Origin of the sequence: Duganella sp. SG902, assembly GCF_013376005.1 — a bacterium.
Taxonomy (GTDB): domain Bacteria; phylum Pseudomonadota; class Gammaproteobacteria; order Burkholderiales; family Burkholderiaceae_D; genus Rugamonas.
On the sequence record NZ_JABMJK010000012.1, the window covers coordinates 12,973 to 35,659 of the forward strand.

General features: G+C 62.8%; 19 protein-coding genes. 5 read left to right on the forward strand and 14 right to left on the reverse strand.

All coding sequences use genetic code 11. From position 1 onward, the window contains the following. Nucleotides 1-56 precede the first annotated feature (56 nt). Entirely contained in the window at nt 57-758 is a 702-nt protein-coding gene (locus tag FHW83_RS22395) for a hypothetical protein (protein ID WP_176648581.1), read from the forward strand. Then, nucleotides 758-1,522, forward strand: coding sequence for a glutaminyl-peptide cyclotransferase (locus tag FHW83_RS22400; RefSeq protein ID WP_176648582.1), 765 nt, complete (start codon nt 758-760; stop codon nt 1,520-1,522). Before FHW83_RS22395 ends, FHW83_RS22400 begins: the two co-directional genes overlap by 1 nt. On the opposite strand, the gene FHW83_RS22405 is transcribed toward FHW83_RS22400, so the two are convergent. Then, complete coding sequence (locus tag FHW83_RS22405) at nt 1,506-2,357, reverse strand: LysR family transcriptional regulator (RefSeq protein ID WP_176648583.1); 852 nt, start codon at nt 2,355-2,357, stop codon at nt 1,506-1,508. The two genes, FHW83_RS22400 and FHW83_RS22405, sit on opposite strands and share 17 nt — an antisense overlap. Before the next feature lie 89 nt (nt 2,358-2,446). Here FHW83_RS22405 and FHW83_RS22410 point away from each other — a divergent pair, with 89 nt between their 5' ends. Next, nucleotides 2,447-2,938, forward strand: coding sequence for a lipocalin-like domain-containing protein (locus FHW83_RS22410; protein ID WP_229224314.1), 492 nt, complete (start codon nt 2,447-2,449; stop codon nt 2,936-2,938). On the opposite strand, the gene FHW83_RS22415 is transcribed toward FHW83_RS22410, so the two are convergent. Genes FHW83_RS22415 through lptF form a run of 3 tightly spaced genes read right to left on the reverse strand, consistent with a single transcriptional unit; the run spans nt 2,930 to nt 5,579 of the window. Continuing rightward, nucleotides 2,930-3,304 carry a sirohydrochlorin chelatase gene (locus FHW83_RS22415; RefSeq protein WP_176648584.1) on the reverse strand — a complete coding sequence of 125 codons (375 nt, stop codon included), beginning with the start codon at nt 3,302-3,304 and terminating at the stop codon, nt 2,930-2,932. The two genes, FHW83_RS22410 and FHW83_RS22415, sit on opposite strands and share 9 nt — an antisense overlap. Next, complete coding sequence (lptG, locus tag FHW83_RS22420) at nt 3,304-4,473, reverse strand: LPS export ABC transporter permease LptG (protein WP_176648585.1); 1,170 nt, start codon at nt 4,471-4,473, stop codon at nt 3,304-3,306. Before lptG ends, FHW83_RS22415 begins: the two co-directional genes overlap by 1 nt. Next, complete coding sequence (gene lptF, locus FHW83_RS22425; protein WP_229224315.1) at nt 4,470-5,579, reverse strand: LPS export ABC transporter permease LptF; 1,110 nt, start codon at nt 5,577-5,579, stop codon at nt 4,470-4,472. The genes lptG and lptF overlap by 4 nt, the downstream gene beginning before the upstream one ends. Before the next feature lie 115 nt (nt 5,580-5,694). Between lptF and FHW83_RS22430 the strand changes: the two genes are divergently transcribed. Then, nucleotides 5,695-7,191, forward strand: coding sequence for a leucyl aminopeptidase (locus FHW83_RS22430; protein ID WP_176648587.1), 1,497 nt, complete (start codon nt 5,695-5,697; stop codon nt 7,189-7,191). Between the two features lie 13 nt (nt 7,192-7,204). Here the strand turns inward: FHW83_RS22430 and FHW83_RS22435 are convergent, their stop codons facing one another. Together FHW83_RS22435 and FHW83_RS22440 are read right to left on the reverse strand one after the other, a co-directional pair. Beyond that, nucleotides 7,205-7,648, reverse strand: a complete 444-nt coding sequence (locus tag FHW83_RS22435; protein WP_176648588.1) for a hypothetical protein — start codon at nt 7,646-7,648, stop codon at nt 7,205-7,207. Nucleotides 7,649-7,749: 101 nt separating this feature from the next. Beyond that, nucleotides 7,750-8,160: a hypothetical protein gene (locus FHW83_RS22440; RefSeq protein WP_176648589.1), complete on the reverse strand. Its 411-nt coding sequence runs from the start codon at nt 8,158-8,160 to the stop codon at nt 7,750-7,752. 397 nt (nt 8,161-8,557) lie between these two features. Between FHW83_RS22440 and xth the strand changes: the two genes are divergently transcribed. Then, nucleotides 8,558-9,322 carry an exodeoxyribonuclease III gene (gene xth, locus FHW83_RS22445; protein ID WP_176648590.1) on the forward strand — a complete coding sequence of 255 codons (765 nt, stop codon included), beginning with the start codon at nt 8,558-8,560 and terminating at the stop codon, nt 9,320-9,322. On the opposite strand, the gene FHW83_RS22450 is transcribed toward xth, so the two are convergent. From FHW83_RS22450 to prpB, 8 genes are all read right to left on the reverse strand, one after another. Beyond that, the gene (locus FHW83_RS22450) at nt 9,319-12,558 is read right to left on the reverse strand and encodes an EAL domain-containing protein (RefSeq protein ID WP_373997252.1); all 3,240 of its coding nucleotides are present in this window, start codon (nt 12,556-12,558) and stop codon (nt 9,319-9,321) included. The genes xth and FHW83_RS22450 overlap by 4 nt on opposite strands. A gap of 133 nt (nt 12,559-12,691) precedes the next feature. Then, nucleotides 12,692-14,356: a cation acetate symporter gene (locus FHW83_RS22455; RefSeq protein ID WP_176648592.1), complete on the reverse strand. Its 1,665-nt coding sequence runs from the start codon at nt 14,354-14,356 to the stop codon at nt 12,692-12,694. Beyond that, nucleotides 14,353-14,661: a DUF485 domain-containing protein gene (locus FHW83_RS22460; protein ID WP_176648593.1), complete on the reverse strand. Its 309-nt coding sequence runs from the start codon at nt 14,659-14,661 to the stop codon at nt 14,353-14,355. The genes FHW83_RS22455 and FHW83_RS22460 overlap by 4 nt, the downstream gene beginning before the upstream one ends. 70 nt (nt 14,662-14,731) lie before the next feature. Then, on the reverse strand, nt 14,732-16,600 hold the full coding sequence (locus FHW83_RS22465) for a propionate--CoA ligase (protein WP_176648594.1): 1,869 nt from the start codon (nt 16,598-16,600) through the stop codon (nt 14,732-14,734). 24 nt (nt 16,601-16,624) lie between these two features. Then, nucleotides 16,625-17,806 (reverse strand): 2-methylaconitate cis-trans isomerase PrpF, encoded by a 1,182-nt coding sequence (gene prpF, locus FHW83_RS22470; RefSeq protein ID WP_176648595.1) that lies wholly within the window; start codon nt 17,804-17,806, stop codon nt 16,625-16,627. Nucleotides 17,807-17,852: 46 nt separating this feature from the next. Next, nucleotides 17,853-20,450: a Fe/S-dependent 2-methylisocitrate dehydratase AcnD gene (acnD, locus tag FHW83_RS22475; RefSeq protein WP_176648596.1), complete on the reverse strand. Its 2,598-nt coding sequence runs from the start codon at nt 20,448-20,450 to the stop codon at nt 17,853-17,855. Next, complete coding sequence (gene prpC, locus FHW83_RS22480) at nt 20,447-21,592, reverse strand: 2-methylcitrate synthase (RefSeq protein ID WP_176648597.1); 1,146 nt, start codon at nt 21,590-21,592, stop codon at nt 20,447-20,449. The genes acnD and prpC overlap by 4 nt, the downstream gene beginning before the upstream one ends. 92 nt (nt 21,593-21,684) lie before the next feature. Then, a complete protein-coding gene (gene prpB, locus FHW83_RS22485; protein WP_176648598.1) occupies nt 21,685-22,572 on the reverse strand; it encodes a methylisocitrate lyase in 888 nt (295 codons plus the stop codon). Nucleotides 22,573-22,687 lie beyond the last annotated feature (115 nt).

A 22,687-nucleotide genomic window follows, 5' to 3' on the forward strand; every position in this document is an offset into this window, starting at 1 on the left:
CGCCTGACTTCCATTTTTCGGTATTAGAATAGCCATTCCCACCAATAGAGGTAGTAATGGACATCGTTCAACGACTGGAAAGCGCCTGGCAAACCCACGCCGAGGGCCATTTTGAAGCCGCCTTGCGGGAATATCGCGCGCTATTCGATGACGCCGAGGCAGCCTCGCTGCGCCTGTCCTACATCCTGGCAGCCTGGGCCAAGCTGGCGGAGGAATACCTGCCCGCCCACCATGCGCTGGTGGACCTGCGCAACCGCCTGACCAACGAACTGCCATCCGCGCCGCAGCTGTTCCACGATATCCGCATCATCAACGACAAGCTGGGCGACCTGCAGAACACCTACCACTTGTTCCAGACCCTGCCGGAAGCGCAGGCGCAGCAGAACGCGCGCGCCGCCCTGCCCTCCATCATGGCTTGCGGCGACTACGCGCTGGCACGCCGCTACCTGCCGCAGCCCGAGCACCATCTGGCGCTGGCGGCCATGCAGCTGAATGAGCTGAAGAACAACATCAACGTGCTGACCAACGAAGGCATGGCCGACATGCTGGCCGAGGTATTCAACTACACCACCGAAGTGGCGCTGGTGCTGGACTTGCTGAACGGCTGCGGCGATACTGATGCGGCGGCGATCGCGCGCCAGCAAGCCGTATCGCTGGTGCAGTCGCCGGAAGCGCGCGCCTGCGTGCAGGCGGAGCTGGATGCTCCCGGCACCACGCTGGATGCCATGGTTGAACTTCAAAATTCGGTAACCGCATAGTGAAAAAGATTGTCGCCCAAGCCCTCCTCCTCGCCTCCCTGCTGCCATCGGCCCATGCGGCCATTCCCACCTACGACTACAAGGTGGTGCGCAGCTACCCACACGATACGCAAGCGTTCACCGAAGGCCTGCTGTACCGCGACGGCTTCCTGTACGAGAGCACGGGCCTGAACGGCAAATCCTCGATCCGCAAGGTCGATCTGGCGTCTGGCAAAGTCCTGCAGAGCAAAGACATTCCGCCGCAGTATTTCGGCGAAGGCCTGACGGTATGGGGCGACACCCTGGTCGGCCTGACGTGGCAAACACAGACCGGTTTCGTGTTCGACCTGAAGACTTTTGAACTGAAAAACCAGTTCGCCTATCCCGGCGAGGGTTGGGGCCTGACCCACAACGGCAAAGAATTGATCATGAGCGACGGCACCTCGACGCTGCGCTTCCTCGATCCGAAGACCTTCCTCGAGGTGCGCCGCATCAAGGTGACGGCGGATGGCATCGCGGTCGATCAGCTGAATGAACTGGAGGTGGTGGAAGGTGAAATCTACGCCAACATCTGGCACACGAATACCATCGCGCGCATCGATCCCGCCAGCGGCAAGATCACCGGCTGGATCGACTTCGGCAAGCTCTATCCCGATGCCGGCAAAGGCCAGAACGCCGAGAACGTCATGAACGGCATCGCCTACGACGCCGAGAAGAAGCGCCTGTTCGTCACCGGCAAGCTGTGGCCGAAGATCTACGAAGTGAAGATCATTCCCCGGAAGTGAACAAGGCGATGATCTCGTCCGCGACAGCGCGCACCGGCGCGGCGCGGCGCACGTCCTCGTGCATGACGATCCACAGCTTGCGCTTGACCGGACAGGCCGGCGCCGCGATGTCCACCAGCACCCCGGCCGGGAAATAGTCGGGCAGCACCGCCACCCCGCAACCCGCCACGGCCGCCTGATACAAGGTGCCCAGATCATTCGACCGCAGGCAGTAACGGCGTTCGCCGCGCACCTTTTCCAGCCACAGATGCTGCGGCGTGTGCTGCAGCAGTTCGTCATAGCCGAGAAATTCCCATTGTTCCGGCGCGCGCCGCGCCAGATAAGCCTCGCTCGCGCACAGCCGGTACGCCACCGTCGTCAGCGCGCGCACGGTCAGCCCGGGCGCGGTCGGCCGGTTGTAGCGCAGCGCGATATCCGACTCGCGCCGCATCAGGTCCGTCTCGCGCGCCTCTCCCCGCAAGTCCAGCTCAACCCCGGGCAGGCGATGCAGCGCCGGCTGCAAACGCGGCGCCAGTAGCCAGGACGTCAATGCCGGCGGCGCCGACACGCGCACCTTGCCATGCAGCGCCGCCGCGCCGCTGGCCGCGCGCATCAATCCGTGCATGTGGTCCTCCATCTTGCGCGCATGCGGCACCAGCGAGCGGCCGGCGGCGGTCAGCGACCATCCCTTGGGGAAGCGATCGAACAGCTTGACGCCAAGCGCCGTCTCCAGCGCGTCGATGCGGCGCGCCACCGTGGTGTGCTCCACCGCCGCCGCGCGCGCGGCGCCGGACAGCGTGCCGGCATCGTGCAGGGCAAGAAAAAAACGCAGGTCATCCCAGTCTGGTTGGTTCATTGTGCAATTATGCACACAAAACGCGCGAATTTAGGGAATTTCGCTCAGCGCTCGACAGCGCTATCGTGTCTTTATTTAAGGAGATGACGATGAAACTGTTGAACCGAATGTTTTGCCTGTTTATGTGGGTGCCCGCCCACCACGCCGCGATGGCCGCCCAGCCCTTTCCGTTGGCCGGTACATGGACGCTGGTGGTCGCCGACCGCCTGCTGCCGGACGGCACGCGCGTGCCGGACTACGGCGATGCGCCGGCCGGCCTGATGATGATCGATGCCGACGGCCGCTATACGGTGCAAATCTATCAGCACGGACGCCCGCGCTTCGCCAGCGGCGACAAGAAAAACGGCACGGCGCAGGAGTTGCGCGCCGCCGTGGAGGGATCGAGCACGCACTTCGGCCGGCTCGCCATCGACGAGCCTTCACGCACGCTGACCTTCATCATTGAAAGCGCCGCCTTTTCAAACTGGGAAGGCACGCGGCAGGAACGCCGCTATGAACTGAACGGCGATGAACTGAGATACCGTGTGCCGGCGCGGCCGGACGGGCAGGTGCCGCTGTCCGTGTGGCGCAGGTTACGCTAAGGCGCCGACGCAGTAGTCGGACAGCGCTTGCAGGACGGCCGCGTTTTCGCCGGCCGCCTCCACCACCTTTAGTTTCACCTGCGGGTAAGCCACGCGCAGATCGTCCAGCATCACCGGCAGGTCGCGCAGCACATGGCCGCCCTGGCCCAGGAACACCGGCACCACGGTGATGTCGTCGATGCCGTCGGCGCTCAGCGCGGCCACCAACTCCGGCAGGCGTGGCGACATCAGCTCGAGAAACGCCAGTTCCACCCTCACCTGCGGCTCACGTGCCTGCGTCATATCACGCAGGCGCTCGAACGGCGCCGCCCACGAGGCAGCGCGGGCGCCGTGTGCAAACAAGATCAATGCGCGTTGAGTATTCATCAGTGTCGCTCCACCCACCACATGGCCCATATCGCCAGCAGCATGAACAATAAACTCGGGGCGATCGCGGTCAGGATCGCCGGCCAGGTACTCAGCACGCCGAGGTGCGAGAACAGGGTATTCACCAGCAGGAAGCTCACGCCCAGCATGATGCCTAGGAAGATCTTCAAGCTCACGCCGCCGCTGCGCGTGTGCAGGTAGCCAAACGGCAGCGCCAGCGCCATCAGCACAAAAATCGCCAACGGATCGAACAGCTTTTTCCAGAACGCGATCTTGAAGCGCTCGGTCTCCTGCTTGTTCTCCTGCAGGTGGCGGGTGTACACCGCCAGCTCGTTGGCCGACATGCGCTCCGGGTCCGAACGCGACACCGACAAAATCTTCGGCGTGATCTCGGACAGCAGATCCTTGGTGGCGCTGCGGCGGGTCTCGATCATGCTCGATTCCTGCGCGTAGTTGTTCGCCAGCGTGGCCTCGATGCCCGGCTTGAGCAATTCCGGATTGCTGAAGATATTCTCCGTCACGTCCTTCAGCAGCCACTTGTTATTGCCCTGGAAGCTGCCCGACTTGGCCAGCGTGATGGAGCGCAGGCGGAAGCTGGTGTCGAATTCGTACAGCTTCACGTCGATCAGCGTGCCGTCCGGACGCACCTCGCGCACATTGAAGAAGCGCGATCCCAGCACCGTGCCGGTCATGCCTTCGGACTTGACGATATCCTTGGTCCACAGGCCCGAGCGGAACTCGGTGGAGATGGCGGCGCCGCGCGCGGTCAGCTTGAACTTCTCCGCCAGCGGCGCCGTGCGCGGCACCACCAGCTCGCCGACGATAAAGGTCAGGATCACCAGCACCAGGCCGATCTTGGCCAGCATCCACGCCACCATCCCGGTCGACATGCTGGACGCGCGCATGATGGTGAATTCGGAAGTGGCCGCGAACTGCGCCATGGTGTAGATGGTGCCGATCAGCGCCGCCAGCGGCATCACTTCATACACGTGGCCCGGCAGCTGCACCAGCACGTACATGAACGCATACTGGACCGCGTAGCCGTTCTTGCCGACCTTGGGCAGTTCGCCGGTCAGGTCCATGAACGCTTGCAGCGCCAGGAAGGCCACCAGCACAAAGGCGACCGCTTGCAGTATCGAGACCGCGAAATAGCGTTGCAGGATTTTCATTGCGATACAACCTTCTGGTCCGCGCCATGGCGCGAGCGCTTGAGCGCCGCCAGCAACGCCAGCGGATGATAACGATGGTTCAGGTTCAGGCGCCAAGCGAACAGCGCGAACACCAGCAGCAGCGCCACCAGGTGCAGCGGCCACCACGACACCGCGAACGCCGCCTTGCCCTGGCGGACGCTGGCCTCGATCAGCTTGACGAAGTTGTTATAGCTGAAGAAGATCAGCAGCGCGATGATCAGGTTGGCCGAGCTGCCGGCGCGCGGATTCACGAAGCCCAGCGGAATCGCCAGCAGGATCAGCACCAGGCAAGTGAGCGGCGAGGCCGCGCGCCACAACAGTTCCGCGCGCGCGGCGTTGCTGGTGTCGTCCAGCAGCTGCATGGTGGGTGTGCTGTCGGTGTCGCGGTCCGCGTCCAGCTCCTGGTTCTGGCTGGTGACGCGCATGCTGTAGCTCTCGAACTCCATGGTCTGGAAGTCGGCCTGGCCCGGCGTGCCCTGATAGCGGCGGCCGTTCTTGAGCACCAGGTACTTCTCGCCTTTGGGCCCGGTGTTGATCACGCCCTCGCGCGCGACGATGACGGCCGTGCCTTTTTCGTCGACCGTGTTGACGAACACGTTCTGCACCACCGCCGTCTTGCCGGCCACGCCTTCGACGAAGAAGATGCGGTTGGCCGACGCCGATTCCTTGAACTGGCCGGGCGAGACCTTCTGCAGGTCTTCGCGCTTTTCAAAGCGCTCCACGTATTCCGAGCTTTTCTGCTTGGCCCAGGGCGTGGCGACAAAACTCAGCATGCCGGTCAACACCACGATCGGCAGGCCGAAAGTGAGCACCGGGAGTATCCATTTGGTGAGCGACAGGCCGGAGGCGAACCACACCACCATCTCGGAATCGCGGTAGGTCCGCGTCACCACCATCAGCACAGAAATAAAGCTGGTGAGGATGAGGATAGTTGGCAGATAATTCAGCGTTGCGAACACGATCAGCGCGATCACGTCACTGGACGCCACCTTGCCGCCCGCCGCCTTGCCGAGGACCGCGATCAGGGTCCAGGTCACGCAGATGCTGAACAGGACCGTGAAGGAAGCGCCGGCCGTATTGGCCATTTCACGTCGTAGGGCGCGTTGAAAGATCATTGAAGATTATAATTCGGTAGTTTGGCCCATATATAAGCTATACGGCGCCACAAGTTTTAAGTACGTACACGACACGGAGAATCAAATGGACTTTAGCATAAAAGCATTCGACACAAAAAACACCATCGCTACGGCCAAAGCCGGCGTCATCGCCGTCGCGGTCTTCGAGAACAAGAAGCTGTCGCAAGCTGCCAAGGCGCTGGACGGCGCTGGTGAAATCACCGCTGCGCTGAAGTCCGGCGACATCACCGGCAAAACCGGCACCACCCTGCTGCTGCGCGGCGTGAAAGGCGCCGCCGCCGAACGCGTGCTGCTGGTCGGCCTGGGCAGCGACGAAGCGGTCAGCGAGAAAAGCTTTGCCGGCGGCGTGGCCGCGGCACTCAAGGCATTCTCCTCCCTCGGCGCGAGCGACGCTATTATCGCACTGCCGATGACCGAAGTGAAAGAGCGCGACGTCAATTGGGCGATCCGCAACGTGGTGCAGAGCGCCCATGAGGCGGTGTTCCGCACCGATGGTCAAAAGAGCAAGAAAGATCCGGCGCCCGCCGGCGTCAAGAAAATCGCCCTGGCCGTGCCGAACAACGCCGACACCAAGCTGGCGCTGGCGCAAGCCGTGGCCATCGCCAACGGCATGGACCTGACCAAGGAACTGGGCAACACCTCGGCCAACGTCTGCACCCCGACCCACCTGGCCAACGTCGCCAAGAAGCTGGGCAAGGATTACAAGTTCGACGTCGAGGTGCTGGACCGCAAGCAGCTGGAAGCGCTGAAGATGAACAGCTTCCTGTCGGTCACCAACGGCAGCGAGCAGCCGCCGAAATTCATCGTCATCAAGCACATGGGCGGCAAGGCCAAGGACGCGCCGGTGGTGCTGGTCGGTAAGGGCATCACCTTCGACACCGGCGGCATTTCGCTCAAGCCGGGTCCTGGCATGGACGAGATGAAGTACGACATGGGCGGCGCCGCCTCGGTGCTGGGCACCTTCCGCGCCATCGGTGAGATGAACCTGAAGCTGAACGTGATCGGCATCATCGCCTCGTGCGAGAACATGCCGTCGGGCCGCGCCACCAAGCCGGGCGACATCGTCACCTCGATGAACGGTCTGACCATCGAGATCTTGAACACCGACGCCGAAGGCCGCCTGATCCTGTGCGACGCGCTGACCTACGCCGAACGCTTCAACCCGGCCGCCGTGATCGACATCGCCACCCTGACCGGCGCCTGCATCGTGGCCCTGGGCCACCACAAGAGCGGCCTGTTCACCCGCGACGACGAGGCCCACAACAAGCTGGCCGACGAGATTCTGGCCGCCGGCAAGAACGCCAGCGACACCGCATGGCGCCTGCCGATCGGCGATGAGTACAACGAGCAGCTGAAGTCCAACTTCGCCGACCTGGCCAACATCGGCACCCCGGGCGGCGCCTCGTGCACCGCCGCCGCGTTCCTGGAAAACTTCACCCGCAAGTACACCTGGGCGCACCTGGACATCGCCGGCACCGCGTGGAAATCGGGCGGCAACAAGGGCGCCACCGGCCGTCCGGTGCCGCTGCTGTCGAACTTCCTGATCAATCGCTCTAAGTAAGCGTTCGAACCGATCAGAACAGGGTCACGCCGGGCGACGGCGTCGGCCCTTCTTCCCTCTCCTGCGCGGGATGCATGACCACGGTCAGCGTGGCCGGATAGTCATAGCCCGCGCCGGTGTTCTTGTCGATGACGTAGCCCACGCCGGCCGTCAACGCCAGGTTGCCCCACAGGTTGGCGTCCGCCTTCGATTCCACCTTCTCATAGGCCCAGCCCTTGCCCGCCTTCTGGCAGTCGATGCGCAGCGGCCCCGCGCTCTTGCGCAGCGTGACGCGTCCCGGCGTGGTCACAAACCATTTGCCGACGTCGTTGTACAGCACGCAACCCACACCAGCGATCTCGCGGTGATCGAGCACGGTTTGCACCATGACGCTTTGTTCGGTGGATTCTGTCAGGGAGGCGCAACCGGCCAGCATGGCCAGCAGCGCGGTGACCGCAAAGGCGGGGCGGAGATACATGGTCTGTCTCGGAAAATAGCGTCCGACCAGTGTACCAGCCCGCCGGCGGTTTTATTCGCTTGATCAAGCGGCGTAAAGCATTGCACTTTACGCCTTGCGCATCAGGCGTTGTGGCGGTCCGGCGTCTTGGCGGCCACCGGGGTGTCGGCCTGCTCCTGCTGCTTCTTCTTCAGGCCCTGCACCACTTTCAGGATGTCATCCATGCCGCGCTCACCGCCCAGCGAGGAAAACGCATCCAGCACTTCGTTCAGGACCTGATTGCGCACGGCGGCTTCATCCGGCTTGATCGCGGGCGGACGCTGCACCGCTTCGGCGGCGCGCTTCTCGGCGGCGGCGGCCTCTTTTTGCGCGGCGGTCTTGCGGCCGCCCGGCGCTTTGCCATGCTCCAGCGCCGCTTGCCAGATGACCCAGCGGCGTTGCGTTTCGAAGACCAGATATTCATCTGGCTTGTCTTCACGGCGACGAACGATATGACCGTCGCGCTGTGCCCATGCCTCAAATGCAGATCGCATTTTTTATTCCTTTGCAAATGCGCTAAGCGCGATTCACTGTAAAAACCACTGTTTATTTCCGTATAGTATCATTTATTGCGTCGTCACAACACAGAAATATACAACACTTAATGTTTTCTTAGTTGCTAAATGGGAACACAAGTTTTCCACTTAATTTTTATCAGTATATTTCTATTTTGTTACCTTGTCTTGCCTTTCAGTTCTATTTTGACAACAACGAGACAGTATTGGCAATTTTTTTTTGATTTCACACATTTTGCAACATTTTATGCCCTGAATGTCGCGCACGAAAGGGTTTTTCATGTTTTTTCATACACCTTAGCAAGGCGACAACTACATGTGTTAAATCCGGATGCGGTAAGATGCAAGCCACCGGAACCCCAGCATGAAAGCAAATATGAAAATAGCCACTTGGAATGTTAACTCTTTGAACGTAAGACTGCCGCACGTTATGAAGTGGCTAGAGGAAAACCCCACCGATGTGCTAGCAATTCAAGAAACAAAATTAACTGACGACAAGTTTCCGCTGGCCGAACTGGAGGCTGCCGGCTACCACGTCGCGTACACCGGGCAGAAGACTTATAACGGGGTTGCGATCATTTCCACGACGCCAATTCACGATATCGTCAAGAACAACCCCAAATTCGAGGATCCGCAGCAACGCATCGTGGCCGGCACCATCGACGGCGTGCGCGTTGTGTGCGCTTACGTACCTAACGGCCAGGCGGTCGGCTCGGACAAGTACGAATACAAGATGGCCTGGCTGAACGCCTTCCACGACTGGATCAAGGAAGAGGCGGCGCGCTATCCGCAGCTGGCGGTGGTGGGCGACTACAACATCGCCCCGGAGGACCGCGACGTGCACGATCCGGCCGCGTGGGAAGGCATGGTGCACGTGTCGCCGCAGGAGCGCGCGCAGCTCCAGCGCCTGCTGGACATCGGCCTGACCGACGCCTTCCGCATGTTCGAGCAGCCGGAGAAGTCGTTCAGCTGGTGGGATTACCGTGGTCTCGGCTTCCGCCTGAACAAGGGCCTGCGCATCGACCATCTGCTGCTGTCGGACGCGCTGAAACAGCGCTGCACCGCCTGCGTCATCGACCGCGTGCCGCGCAAGTGGGACCAGCCGTCCGACCACACGCCGGTGGTCGCCACCTTCGCCTAAGCGCGCGGCAGCAGCAGCTGGGCCGTCCCGTGCGGCACCGGCTGCGAGAACAGATAGCCCTGCGCGTACTGGCAGCCATGCTGCTGCAATAGCGCGTACTGCCCTTCCGTCTCCACGCCCTCCGCCACCACCGACAGCTGCAGGCTGTCCGACAGCGCGATGATCGCCGCCACGATGGCGCGGTCCTCCGCGCTCTGCTCCAGGTCCTTGATGAAGGCGCGGTCGATCTTGATTTTCTTGACCGGGAAGCGCTTCAGGTAGGCCAGCGAGGAATAACCGGTGCCGAAATCGTCGATCGACAGGCGGATGCCCATGGCGTTGATGTGGCCGAGGATTTCCAGCGTCTGCTCGCCGTGCTGCATCAGCGCGGTCTCGGTAATCTCGAATTCGATCAGCGCCGGATCGATGCCGGTGTCGTCGAGGATGCCGCGGATCGATTCCACCAGCCCGCGATGCATGAACTGGCGCGGCGACAGGTTGACCGCCAGCGGCACCGGCGACATGCCCTGGCTTTGCCAGCGCATGCTCTGGATGCAGGCCTGCCGTATCACCCACTCGCCGATCGGCACGATCATGCCGTTTTCCTCGATGATGGGGATGAACTGGTCTGGCGTGATCAGCTCCGTGCCGCCGCGCCGCCAGCGCAGCAGCACTTCCATCGCGTGCAGGCGGCGCGTGCCGATGTCCATGATGGGCTGGAAGTGCAACTCGAATTCATCGGCCGCCAGCGCGCCGCGCAGGCTGGACTCCAGCTCGAAGTGACGCGCCGCCGTCTGGTTCATCGCCTCCTTGAAGAACTGGTAGTTGTTACGGCCGCTGGCCTTGGCGTGATACATGGCGCCGTCGGCGTTGCGCATCAGCGTCTCGACGTCGGCGCCGTCGTCCGGGTAGACGCTGATGCCGATCGATGGCGTGATGTGCAGGTTGCGCCCCTCCAGCGGGAAGCTTTCTGACAGGGCCTCGATGATTTTCTCCGCCACCTGGCCGGCCTCCTCGGAGGTGCGGATGCCCGGCACCAGCACCACGAATTCGTCGCCGCCCAGGCGCGCCACGGTATCGCTGGCGCGCACGGCGCGGCACAAACGGCTGGCGACTTCCTTCAGCAACTGGTCGCCGGTCATGTGGCCGAGCGAGTCGTTGATCATCTTGAAGCGGTCAAGGTCGATGAACATCACCGCCAGTTTGCGCTCGGTGCGCTGCGCGGCCAGCATGGCGCGGTCCAGCCGGTCCGACAGCAGCGCGCGGTTCGGCAGGCCGGTCAGGCTGTCGTGGTACGCCATGTGGTGCACGCGCGCCTCGGCCTGGCGCCGTTCGACGATCTCGCCCTGCAGCTGGGCGTTGGCGCCCGCCAGTTCGGCGGTGCGTTCCTGCACCCGCAGTTCCAGCTCGTCGCGCGCGCGCGCCACCGCCTCCGCCGCCTCGCGCCGCGTGGTGATGTCGTCCACCAGCCACACCGAACGGCCGTTGGCCTCGGCCAGGTCGAACAGCCGGCCGGACAGGCGCGCCCAGAACGTGCTGCCGTCCTTGCGCACCAGCTGATACTCGGAGACGTTGACCTGGCCTGCATGGAAATCGCGCGCGGTCTCGGCGCGGGCCTGTTCCCACGCCTCCTTGTCGGCGTAGAAGGCTTGCACGCTCAGGTGATTCATCTCGCCCGGCCCGTAGCCGAACAGCTCCTCCATCTTGCGGTTGCAGCGCAGGTTGCGGCCATTCTCCACCACCGAGATGCCCAGCACCGCGCTGTCCAGGATCGCCTGGTTCTCCAGCAGCGCATTGCGCAGCGCCTCCTCGGCGCGCTTTTGCTCGGTGCGGTCCTCGATCACCCAGATCGTGCCCTGCGTCGGATCGTCGGGATTGACCACGTAGCCGATCAGCTGCGCCCACAAGGTGGTGTCGTCCGAGCGCCGCATCTCGATCTCGGTCTGGAACGGCTTGCCGATGGAGAGGAAGGGATAGGCCTCGCTGCCCAGTTTGTCGTAGGACTCCTGCGATGGATACAGCGCGCGGCCCGGCAGGCCCAGGCCGGAAGTCTCGGTGTAGCGGAACATCTCGGCGAAGCCGCGGTTGTAGCGCGTGATGATGCGGTTCTTGGTGAACAGGATGCTCATCGAGGCGTTGGTCATGATGGCCTCGACCTCCATCTGCGTCTGCAGCGAGTCCGTCACGTCCTCCAGGATCCAGATGGTGCCGCCGCCACGATGCGCATCGTCCACCGCGCGGGCGCGCACGCGGCACCAGAACAAGCTGCCGTCCTTGCGCCTGAATTCGTAGGCGTCTTTTTCAAACGGCTGGCCGGAGCCCAGCAGCGGTCCGGCCTCCTGGCCGAACTCCTCGAAATGCCGCTCGGACTGGAACAGGATCAGCGAGGGCTGCCCTTCCATCTCGCCCGGTTCATAGCCAAACATTTGCGCCATGCGCGGATTGCAGCGCCACATCTGCTGCGAGCGGGTGAACAGGATGCCGACCGAGGCGTTGTCCAGGATGGCCTTCTGCTCCAGCAGCATGCGGCGCAGCTTTTCCTCATCCAGCCGGTGCTCGTTGATGTCCTCCATGATCCACATATTGCCGTCGGCGGTGTGCATCGGATCGATGGCGCGGCCATACAGGCGCGCCCAGAACAGCGAGCCGTCCTTGCGCCGCACCTGGATCTCGGCGGTGTAGGATTCTCCCTGGGCCAGCTTCGGCCCGGCGTCCTGTCCGAGCCTGATGAAATCGGCCTCGCTGGGATAGATGATGACGCTGGAGGCGCCCTCCAGTTCATGGCGGCTGTAGCCCAGCATCTCGGCGCAGCGGATATTACATTCGAGGATGACGCCGTCCTTGCTGAACAAAATGCCGACCGCCGCATTCTCAAGAATGGCGCGCTGTTCCAGCAGCGTTTTGCGCAGCGCGCGCTGGTCGCGCTGGACTTCGGTGATGTCATGGAAGACGATGGTCACGCCATCGATCCCGGCCTCCGGCGGCAGGCGCCTGGACCAGGCCTGCACCGATACGTACTGGCCGTCGGCGCAAGTGAGGCAGCTGTCCCAACGTTCCGCGCCGGACAGGCTGGCCAGGCTGGCGGCGCGCACGTGGCGCGCGAACAGGTCGCCCAGCGGACGACCGCAAGGATCGAGGCCCAGCAACGCTATCAATCCGGCATTCGCGGCCAGCACGACGCCATCCGCGCCGCAGGCGCAGGCTGGCACGCCGATCAACGCCAGCGCGTCGGCTACGAAATCGGAATTGGTGGGCACTTGATACCTGGGAAGCATAGTTGGCAGATGATAAACCACATTAGTGGCCGCCGCTATCAAACCCGTTCGCGCGCACTCCTAAAAACGACAATGCCCGGCGAACCGGGCATTGTGGGTAATCTTGCTTTTTTTATCAGTGCGCCGTCGCGCCGGCGGCGCCGATGCCGGTCTCGGAACGCATCTGCTGCGCCTCATAGCCGGCACGGTCGATGCGCGCTCGGCCGCTCTTGTCCAGCAGCGAGAACACGAAGATGCAGACGAAGGCCAACGGCATCGAGAAGATCGCCGGCGAGGCGTATGGGAACAGCGCGCTGCCGTGACCCAGCACGTCCACCCACACCGACTTCGACACCACGGTCAGCACCACGGCGGTAATCAGGCCGACAAAGCCGCCGATGGTGGCGCCGCGCGTGGTGCAATCCTTCCACAGCACGGACATGAACAGCACCGGGAAGTTGGCCGACGCCGCGATCGCGAACGCCAGCGACACCATGAAGGCGATGTTCTGCTTCTCGAACACGATGCCCAGCACCACCGCCACGATGCCGAGGACGATGGTGGTGATCTTCGATACTTTCAGCTCGCTGCCGCTTGGCGCCTTGCCCTTCTTGATGACGGTGGCGTACAGGTCGTGCGACACCGCCGATGCGCCGGACAAGGTCAGGCCGGCCACCACCGCGAGGATGGTCGCGAACGCCACCGCCGAGATGAAGCCCAGGAAGACGTTGCCGCCAACGGCTTTGGCCAAGTGCACCGCCGCCATGTTGTTACCGCCCAGGAGCTTGCCCGCCGCGTCCTTGAACTCCGGATTGGTGCTCACCAAAACGATGGCGCCGAAGCCGATGATGAAGGTCAGCACGTAGAAGTAGGCGATCCAGGTGGTAGCCCAGAACACCGACTTGCGCGCTTCCTTCGCGCTCGGAACGGTGAAGAAGCGCATCAGGATGTGCGGCAGGCCGGCGGTGCCGAACATCAGCGCCATGCCGAACGAGATCGCGGAAACCGGGTCCTTGATGAAGGTGCCCGGACCCATGATGGCCTCTTTATTCGCGTGCAGTTCCACCGACTTGGCGAACAGCGCTTCAGGGCTGAAGTTGAACTGCGCCAGAACGGCGATCGCCATGAAGCTGGCGCCGCCCAGCAGCATCACCGCCTTGATGATCTGCACCCAGGTGGTGGCGGTCATGCCGCCGAACAGCACGTAGATCATCATCAGCGTACCGACCAGCACCACGGCGACCCAGTATTCAAGGCCGAACAGCAGTTTAATCAGCTGGCCCGCGCCCACCATCTGCGCGATCAGGTAGAACGCCACCACCACCAGCGTGCCGGAGGCGGAGAAGATGCGGATAGGCTCCTGCTTGAAGCGATACGCCGCAACGTCGGCAAAGGTGAAGCGGCCCAGGTTGCGCAGGCGTTCCGCCATCAGGAAGGTGATGACAGGCCAGCCGACCAGGAAGCCGATGGCGTAGATCAGGCCATCGTAACCATTGAGGAACACCGATGCCGAGATGCCGAGGAAGGATGCTGCCGACATGAAGTCGCCGGCGATGGCCAGCCCGTTCTGGAAGCCGGTGATGCCGCCGCCGGCGGTGTAGAAGTCCGATGCGGAGCGGGTCTTGGCCGCCGCCCATTTGGTGACGAACAGCGTGAAGACCACGAACACGGCGAACATTACGATCGCGGTCCAGTTGGTCGGCTGCTTGACGGCCTGTCCAAGATCGCCGCCCGCCGCGAAAACGGCGCCGCTGGCGGCCAGCAGCGTCAACGCCGTGATGTTGCGCTTAACGGCATTCATGCTTTCACCTTGTCGTGGATTGCCTGGGTCAGTTCGTCGTAGCGGCTGTTCGCGCGGCGCACATACACGCCGGTAACCAGCACCGTGAAGACGATGACGAACAAGCCAATCGGCATGCCCCAGGTCATGACGCCGTCGCCCGTTTTCCTGGCGAGGAATTCCTTGTCGAATGCGATCAGCAGGATGTAGCCGTAATAGACCAGCATCATGAGCGCGGTGAGCGCCCAGCCGAAGCGGGAGCGCGATTTAACCAACTGGTGATAATTGGGATCGCGCTTTATTTTTTGTACGAGGTCGTCGTGCATGATGTGTCTCCTTTTTTAATATATGCGGCCAGATTAAAGCCGGAGACTTACCACTCGCTTACGCGCGCAATTATTTTTGCAGCACCTGCTCGATCTGCCGCAACGATGAAGGATCCTCAATCGACGTGAGATCGCCAGGGTTGCGGCCTTCGCAGATCGCCTGGATGGAGCGGCGCAGCAGCTTGCCGGAGCGCGTCTTGGGCAGCTGCGTGACAAAGTACACGCGTGCGGGCCGCGCCACCGCGCCCAGTTGACGATCCACCACCGACATGATGTCCTGCTCATTGGTGGCCGCGCTGGCATCCTTGAGAATCGCGAACGCAACGGCGACTTGTCCCTTGACCTTGTCCTCCACGCCCACCACCGCGACCTCGGAAACGTTGGGATGACTGGTGATGGATTCCTCGATCTCGCGCGTGCCGAGCCGGTGGCCCGCGACATTGATCACATCGTCGGTGCGGCCGAGGATGAAGTAATAGCCGTCCGCATCGCGCACGCCCCAGTCGAAGGTGGAGTAAAGCATCTTGTCGCCGTGCCGGGTCCAGTAGGTGTCGACGAAACGCTGGTCGTTACCGTACACGGTCTGCATGCAACCCGGCGGCAACGGGCCTTCGATCATCACCACGCCTTTTTCGTTGGCCGCGCATTCCGCGCCGGTGGTCTCGTTCACCAGCTTGACCTTGTAGCCATACATGGCCACACCAGGGCTGCCAAGCCTGGTCGGCGCATCCTCTATGCCTTTTGCGATGGACAGGATGGGCCAACCGGTTTCGGTCTGCCAGTAGTTGTCGATGATCGGCACACCAAGTTCCCCGGCGATCCAGCTCGACGTGGTTTCGTCCAGCGGCTCACCGGCGAGGTACAGGGCTTTCAGCGACGACTTGTCATGCTTGCGCATGAATTCCGGCGGCTGCTTGCGCAGCACGCGGATAGCCGTCGGCGCGGAGAACATGCGTGTGACCTTGTACTTCTCGACGATGCTCCACCAGATGCCCGGATCCGGAGAAATCGGCAGTCCTTCGTACATGATGGTCGCCATGCCGGCGATCAGCGGGCCGTAGACGATGTACGAGTGTCCCACCACCCAGCCGATATCGGACGTGGCGAAGAACGTCTCGCCGGCCTTGCCGCAGAAGTTATGCTTCATCGACGCCGCCAGCGCCACCGCGTAGCCGCCGACGTCGCGCTGCACGCCTTTCGGCTTGCCGGTGGTGCCGGAGGTGTACAGGATATACGAAGGCTCGTTCGATTCCAGCCACGTCACCGGCACCTGCGCGGCCAAGTGCGAAGCCCGCAGCGCGGCGTAATCGACATCACGGCCCTCGACGCGGCTCATCGGCGCCAGGCCGCGATCCACCAGCAGCACGCGGGCGGGCTTGGACGAGGACAGCGCAATCGCTTCGTCCAGCAGGGGTTTGTATGGAATGGCCTTGCCGTTGCGCGAACCGGCGTCGGCGGAGACGATCAGCACCGGCTTGGCGTCTTCGATGCGGCTGGCGAGGCTGTTGGCGGCAAAGCCGCCGAACACCACCGAATGCACCGCGCCGATGCGGGCGCAGGCCAGCATGGCGAACGCCGCTTCCGCGATCATCGGCATGTAGATCAGCACACGGTCGCCCTTGCGCACGCCGAGCGACTGCATCATCGCCGCCCAGCGCTGGACCTCAGCGCGCAGCTCGTTGAAGGAGTAACTGCGCTCCGTGTTGGTTTCGGTGGAGATGGCGATCAGCGCGGGCTTGTCACCCTGCGCGGAACACCAGCGGTCCACCGCGTTATGACACAGGTTGGTGCGTCCGCCCACGAACCAGCGGGCAAATGGCGGCTGCGAATAATCGAGCACCTGCGTGAACGGCGTATTCCAATCGATGAGCGCAGCTTCGTCCCGCCAGAATTCTTCAGGCGTGACGACAGAGCGCTGATAAAAATCAGCGTACTTCATGTCCCCTCCGTTTTTTTTGACCGCTTAGGCTGGTACGCGTACCCAGCCTTCCATCAGTACTCGCGCGCTGCGGCTCATTACCGCTTTTGTCACGCTCCATTCTCCGTTCTGCCGCACCGCCTCCGCGCCGACCCGCAAGGTGCCGGATGGATGGCCGAAGCGCACCGCGCCGCGTTCACCGCCGCCGGCCGCGAGGTTCACCAGCGTGCCGGGGATGGCGGCCGCGGTGCCGATGGCGACAGCGGCCGTGCCCATCATGGCGTGATGCAGCTTGCCCATCGAGAGCGCGCGCACCAGCAGATCGATATCGCCAGCGTCCACCTGTTTGCCGCTCGACGCCACGTAGGACTTGGGCGGCGCCACAAACGCCACCTTGGGCGTGTGCTGACGCGTAGCAGCCTCGCTCAGCTCTTTGATGAGCCCCATGCGCAGCGCGCCATGAGCGCGAATGGTCTCGAACATCGCCAGCGCCTTGGCATCGCCGTTGATCGGGTCCTGCAGCTCGGTGCCGGTGTAGCCGATAGCGTCGGCGTTGATGAAAATGGTCGGGATGCCGGCATTGATCATGGTCGCCTTCAGCGTGCCCACGCCGGGGACTTCCAGATCATCGACCAGTTGACCGGTCGGGAACATCGCGCCGCCAGCGCCCTCCTCTTCCGCCGCCGGGTCCATGAACTCCAGCTGCACTTCGGCGGCCGGGAAGGTCACGCCGTCCAGCTCAAAGTCGCCGGTCTCCTGCACTTCGCCGTTGGTCATCGGAATGTGCGCGATGATGGTCTTGCCGATATTGGTCTGCCACACGCGCACCACCGCCACGCCGTCGCGCGGCACGCGGGCCGGGTCAACCAGCCCGCCGCTGATGGCGAACGCGCCCACCGCCGCCGACAGGTTGCCGCAGTTGCCGCTCCAGTCGATAAAAGCCTGGTCGATGGAGACCTGGCCGAACAGGTAGTCAACGTCGTGATCAGCACGCGTGCTCTTCGAAAGGATCACCGTCTTGCTGGTGCTGGAGGTGGCGCCGCCCATGCCGTCGATCTGCTTGCCGTAGGGGTCCGGGCTGCCGATCACGCGCAGCAGCAGTTGGTCGCGCGCGGCGCCCGGCTGCCGCGCGGCTTCCGGCAGATCCTGCAGGCGGAAGAAAACACCCTTGCTGGTACCGCCACGCATATAAGTGGCGGGGATTTTGATTTGCGGTTGATATGTCATGAATTTTTCCCTTACCGTCATTCCCGCGCAGGCGGGTACGACGTGGTTAGGCTGCCTTGGCTGATTCCAAAAAATCCTGCGCGAAACGCTGCAGAACGCCGCCCGCCTCGTAGATCGACACGTCTTCCGACGAATCGAGACGACAAGTCACCGGCACATCCAAACGCTCGCCGTTACGGCGATGGATCACCAGCGTCAGCGTGGCGCGCGGCGCGCGATCGCCAATCACGTCGTAAGTCTCGGTGCCATCCAACGCCAGCGTCAAACGATTCACGCCCGGCTTGAACTCCAGCGGCAGCACACCCATGCCCACCAGATTGGTGCGGTGGATGCGCTCAAAGCCCTCGGCCACAATCGCCTCCACACCAGCCAGGCGCACGCCCTTGGCCGCCCAGTCGCGCGACGAGCCCTGACCGTAGTCCGCGCCGGCGATCACGATCAACGGCTGCTTGCGGCCCATATAGGTTTCGATGGCTTCCCACATGCGCGTCACCTTGCCCTCCGGTTCCACGCGCGCCAGCGAACCGGCTTTCACATTGCCGTCCGCATCGCGCACCATCTCGTTCTTCAGCGTTGGATTGGCGAAGGTGGCGCGTTGCGCGGTCAGGTGGTCGCCGCGATGGGTGGCATAGGAGTTGAAGTCCTCTTCCGGCAAGCCCATTTTGTGCAGGTACTCGCCGGCGGCGGAATTCATCATGATCGCGTTCGACGGCGACAGGTGGTCGGTGGTGATGTTATCGCCCAACAGCGCCAGCGGACGCATGCCTTTCAGCGTGCGCTCGCTGGCCAGCGCGCCTTCCCAGTAAGGCGGACGACGGATGTAGGTCGATTGCGGACGCCAGTCGTACAGCGGAGCCGCACGTTCGCCGCTATCTTCGCCGCGCGCGAACATCGGGATGTACACTTTGCGGAAGTGGTCCGGCTTCACGCTGGAGACGACGATGGCGTCGATCTCCTCGTCGCTTGGCCACAGGTCTTTCAACGTAATCGCCTTGCCGCTAGCGTCATGGCCCAGCACATCCTTCTCGATGTCGAAACGGATGGTGCCGGCGATGGCGTAAGCCACCACCAGCGGCGGAGAGGCCAGGAAGGCCTGCTTGGCATAAGGGTGGATGCGGCCGTCGAAGTTGCGGTTGCCCGACAGGACAGCGGTCGCGTACAGGTCGCGCTCCACCACTTCCCGCTGGATCGCCGGGTCCAGCGCGCCGGACATGCCGTTGCACGAGGTGCAGGCATAGGCCACCACGCCGAAACCCAGCTTTTCCAGCTCCGGCATCAGGCCCGCCTCCTCCAGATACAGCGTGACCGCTTTGGAACCCGGCGCCAGCGAGGACTTGACCCACGGCTTGCGCAGCAGGCCAGCCTTGTTGGCGTTACGCGCCAGCAGGCCGGCGGCGATCATGTTGCGCGGGTTGTTGGTGTTGGTGCAGCTGGTGATGGCGGCGATGATCACCGCTCCGTCAGGCATCTTGCCCGGTTCATTCTCCACCACGCCCGCGATGCCGCGCGCCGCCAGATCGGTGGTCGCCACGCGCTTGTGCGGATTGGATGGGCCGGCGATATTGCGCACCACGGTGGACAGGTCGAACTTCAGCACGCGCTCGTATTCGGCGGTCTTCAGGCTGTCCGACCACAGGCCGGTGTGTTTCGCGTACTGCTCGACCAGCGCCACCAGCGCGTCATCGCGGCCGGTCAGCTTGAGGTATTTGATGGTTTGCTCGTCGATGGAGAACATCGCGGCGGTGGCGCCGAACTCCGGCGCCATGTTGGAGATGGTGGCGCGGTCGCCCAGCGTCAGCGCGGTGGCGCCTTCGCCGTAGAACTCCAGGTAGGCCGACACCACTTTTTCCTTGCGCAGGAATTCGGTCAGCGCCAGCACGATGTCGGTGGCGGTGATGCCCGCTTGCGGCTTGCCGCTCAGCTCAACGCCGACGATGTCCGGAAGACGCATCCACGACGCGCGGCCCAGCATCACGGTTTCCGCTTCCAGGCCGCCGACGCCGATGGCGATCACGCCCAGCGCATCCACCATCGGCGTGTGCGAATCGGTGCCAACCAGCGTGTCCGGATAGGCCACGCCGTCGCTGACCTGAATCACCGGCGACATGCGTTCCAGATTGATCTGGTGCAGGATGCCGTTCCCCGGCGGGATCACGTCCACGTTGCGGAAGGCCTTCTTGGTCCAGTCGATGAAGTGGAAGCGGTCCTCGTTGCGGCGATCCTCGATGGCGCGGTTCTTGTCGAAGGCATCGGGATCGAAGCCGCCGCATTCCACCGCCAGCGAATGGTCCACCACCAGCTGCGTCGGCACCACCGGATTGACCAGCGAAGGATCGCCGCCCTGCTCCGCGATGGCGTCGCGCAGGCCGGCCAGATCGACCAGCGCGGTCTGGCCCAGAATGTCGTGGCAGACCACGCGCGCGGGGAACCACGGGAAATCCAGATCGCGCTTGCGCTCGATCAGTTGCGACAGCGAGGCATTCAGCGTGGCCGGATCGCAGCGGCGCACGAGGTTTTCCGCCAGTACGCGTGAAGTGTACGGCAGTTTGGCCCAGGCGCCTGGCTGGATCGCATCGACGGCCTCACGCGCGTCGAAGTAGTCTAGCTGGGTGCCCGGCAAAGGCTTGCGGAAATTGGTGTTCATTTGCGGTCCTTGATCGGGACGAATTGCAGGTCTTCAGGGCCGACGTAGTTGGCGCTTGGACGAATGATCTTGTTGTCGATGCGCTGCTCGATGATGTGCGCCGACCAGCCGGATGTGCGCGAGATGACGAACAGCGGCGTGAACATGGCGGTCGGCACGCCCATCATGTGGTACGAAACGGCCGAGAACCAGTCCAGGTTCGGGAACATCTTTTTGATTTCCCACATCACCGACTCGAGGCGTTCCGCGATGTCGTACATTTTGGTGGAGCCGGCTTCCTCGGACAGCTGGCGTGCCACTTCCTTGATCACCACATTGCGCGGATCGGAAACGGTGTACACCGGGTGGCCGAAGCCGATCACCACTTCCTTGTTGGCGACGCGGTTGCGGATATCGGCTTCCGCTTCATCCGGATTGTCGTAGCGTTTCTGGATTTCGAACGCCACCTCGTTGGCGCCGCCGTGCTTCGGACCGCGCAGCGCGCCGATGGCGCCGGTGATGGCCGAATGGATGTCGGAGCCTGTGCCAGAGATGACACGGCTGGTGAAGGTGGAGGCGTTGAATTCGTGTTCGGCGTACAGGATCAGCGAGGTGTGCATCGCACGTACCCACGAGTCGCGCGGCTTCTCGCCGTGCAGCAGATGCAGGAAGTGGCCGCCGATGGAATCGTCGTCGGTTTCGACTTCGATGCGTTTGCCGTTATGGCTGTAGTGATACCAGTACAGCAGCATGGAGCCGAAGGAAGCCATCAGACGGTCCGCGATATCGCGCGCGCCAGGCGTGTTGTGGTCATCTTTTTCCGGCAGCACGCAGCCCAGCACGGAAACGCCGGTGCGCATCACATCCATTGGATGAGCCGACGCCGGCAAGGCTTCCAATGCCGACTTCACGGCTTGCGGCAAGCCGCGCAGGGATTTCAATTTGGCTTTGTAGCCCTTCAGTTCCGAGATGGTCGGCAGTTTGCCGTGCACCAGCAGGTAGGCGATTTCCTCGAACTCGCAGGTGGTGGCGACGTCCAGGATGTCGTAGCCGCGATAGTGCAGGTCATTGCCGGTCTTACCGACGGAGCACAGCGCGGTATTCCCGGCGGCGACACCCGACAGGGCGACGGATTTTTTTGGTTTGAAAGTAGCTTCAGTCATCTCGTTATCTCCAGTTACGTCGTTCCGGCGTAGGCCGGAACCCATAGAACGCATGCTCAGCATAGATTCCGGCTCTGGCCGGAATGACGGGGTTATTTTTTCTGTGCGGCGAACAGTGCATCCAGCTTCTGTTCGAAATCGTGATAGTTAATACGCTCATACAGCTCGGCGCGGGTCTGCATGATGTCCACCACATTCTTCTGCGTGCCATCGCGGCGAATCGCGCCGTAGACGTTTTCCGCCGCCTTGTTCATAGCGCGGAACGCCGACAGCGGATACAACACCAGCCCCACATCGGCGCTGCGCAACTCGTCCACCGTGAACAGCGGCGTCGAACCGAATTCGGTGATATTGGCCAGCACCGGCACCTTGACGGCGGCGGCAAACCGCTTGTACATATCAAGCGTGATCATCGCCTCCGGGAAGATCATATCGGCGCCCGCCTCCACGCAAGCCACGGCGCGTTCGATGGCGGCGTCCAAGCCCTCCACCGCCAACGCATCGGTGCGGGCCATGATGACGAATTGATCGTCCGTGCGCGCATCGACGGCGGCCTTGATGCGGTCCACCATTTCATCCTTGCTGACGATTTCCTTGCCCGGACGGTGTCCGCAGCGCTTGGCGCCCACCTGATCCTCGATATGGGTGGCGGCGGCGCCGAACTTGATCAGCGATTTGACGGTGCGGGCCACGTTGAAGGCGGAAGCGCCAAATCCGGTGTCCGAATCGACCAGCAGCGGCAGATCGCACACGTCGGTGATGCGGCGCACGTCGGTCAGCACGTCGTCCAGGTTGGAGATGCCGAGGTCCGGCAGTCCGAGCGACCCCGCCGCCACGCCACCGCCCGACAGGTAGATCGCCTTGAAGCCGGCGCGCTTGGCCAGCAAGGCATGGTTGGCGTTGATGGCACCGACCACCTGCAACGGGGACTCTTCCTGGACGGCTTTGCGGAACGCCGCGCCTGCGGAGTAATGACTCATGTTGTGACCTTTCGATGTTGCGTTGAAGTTGCGCTCTTTAGTGCAAAGGCTGTGCCAGAGCGACAAGCTATACAAATCAATCACTTACGTTGCCACGCGCGTTTCAAAATGAAAC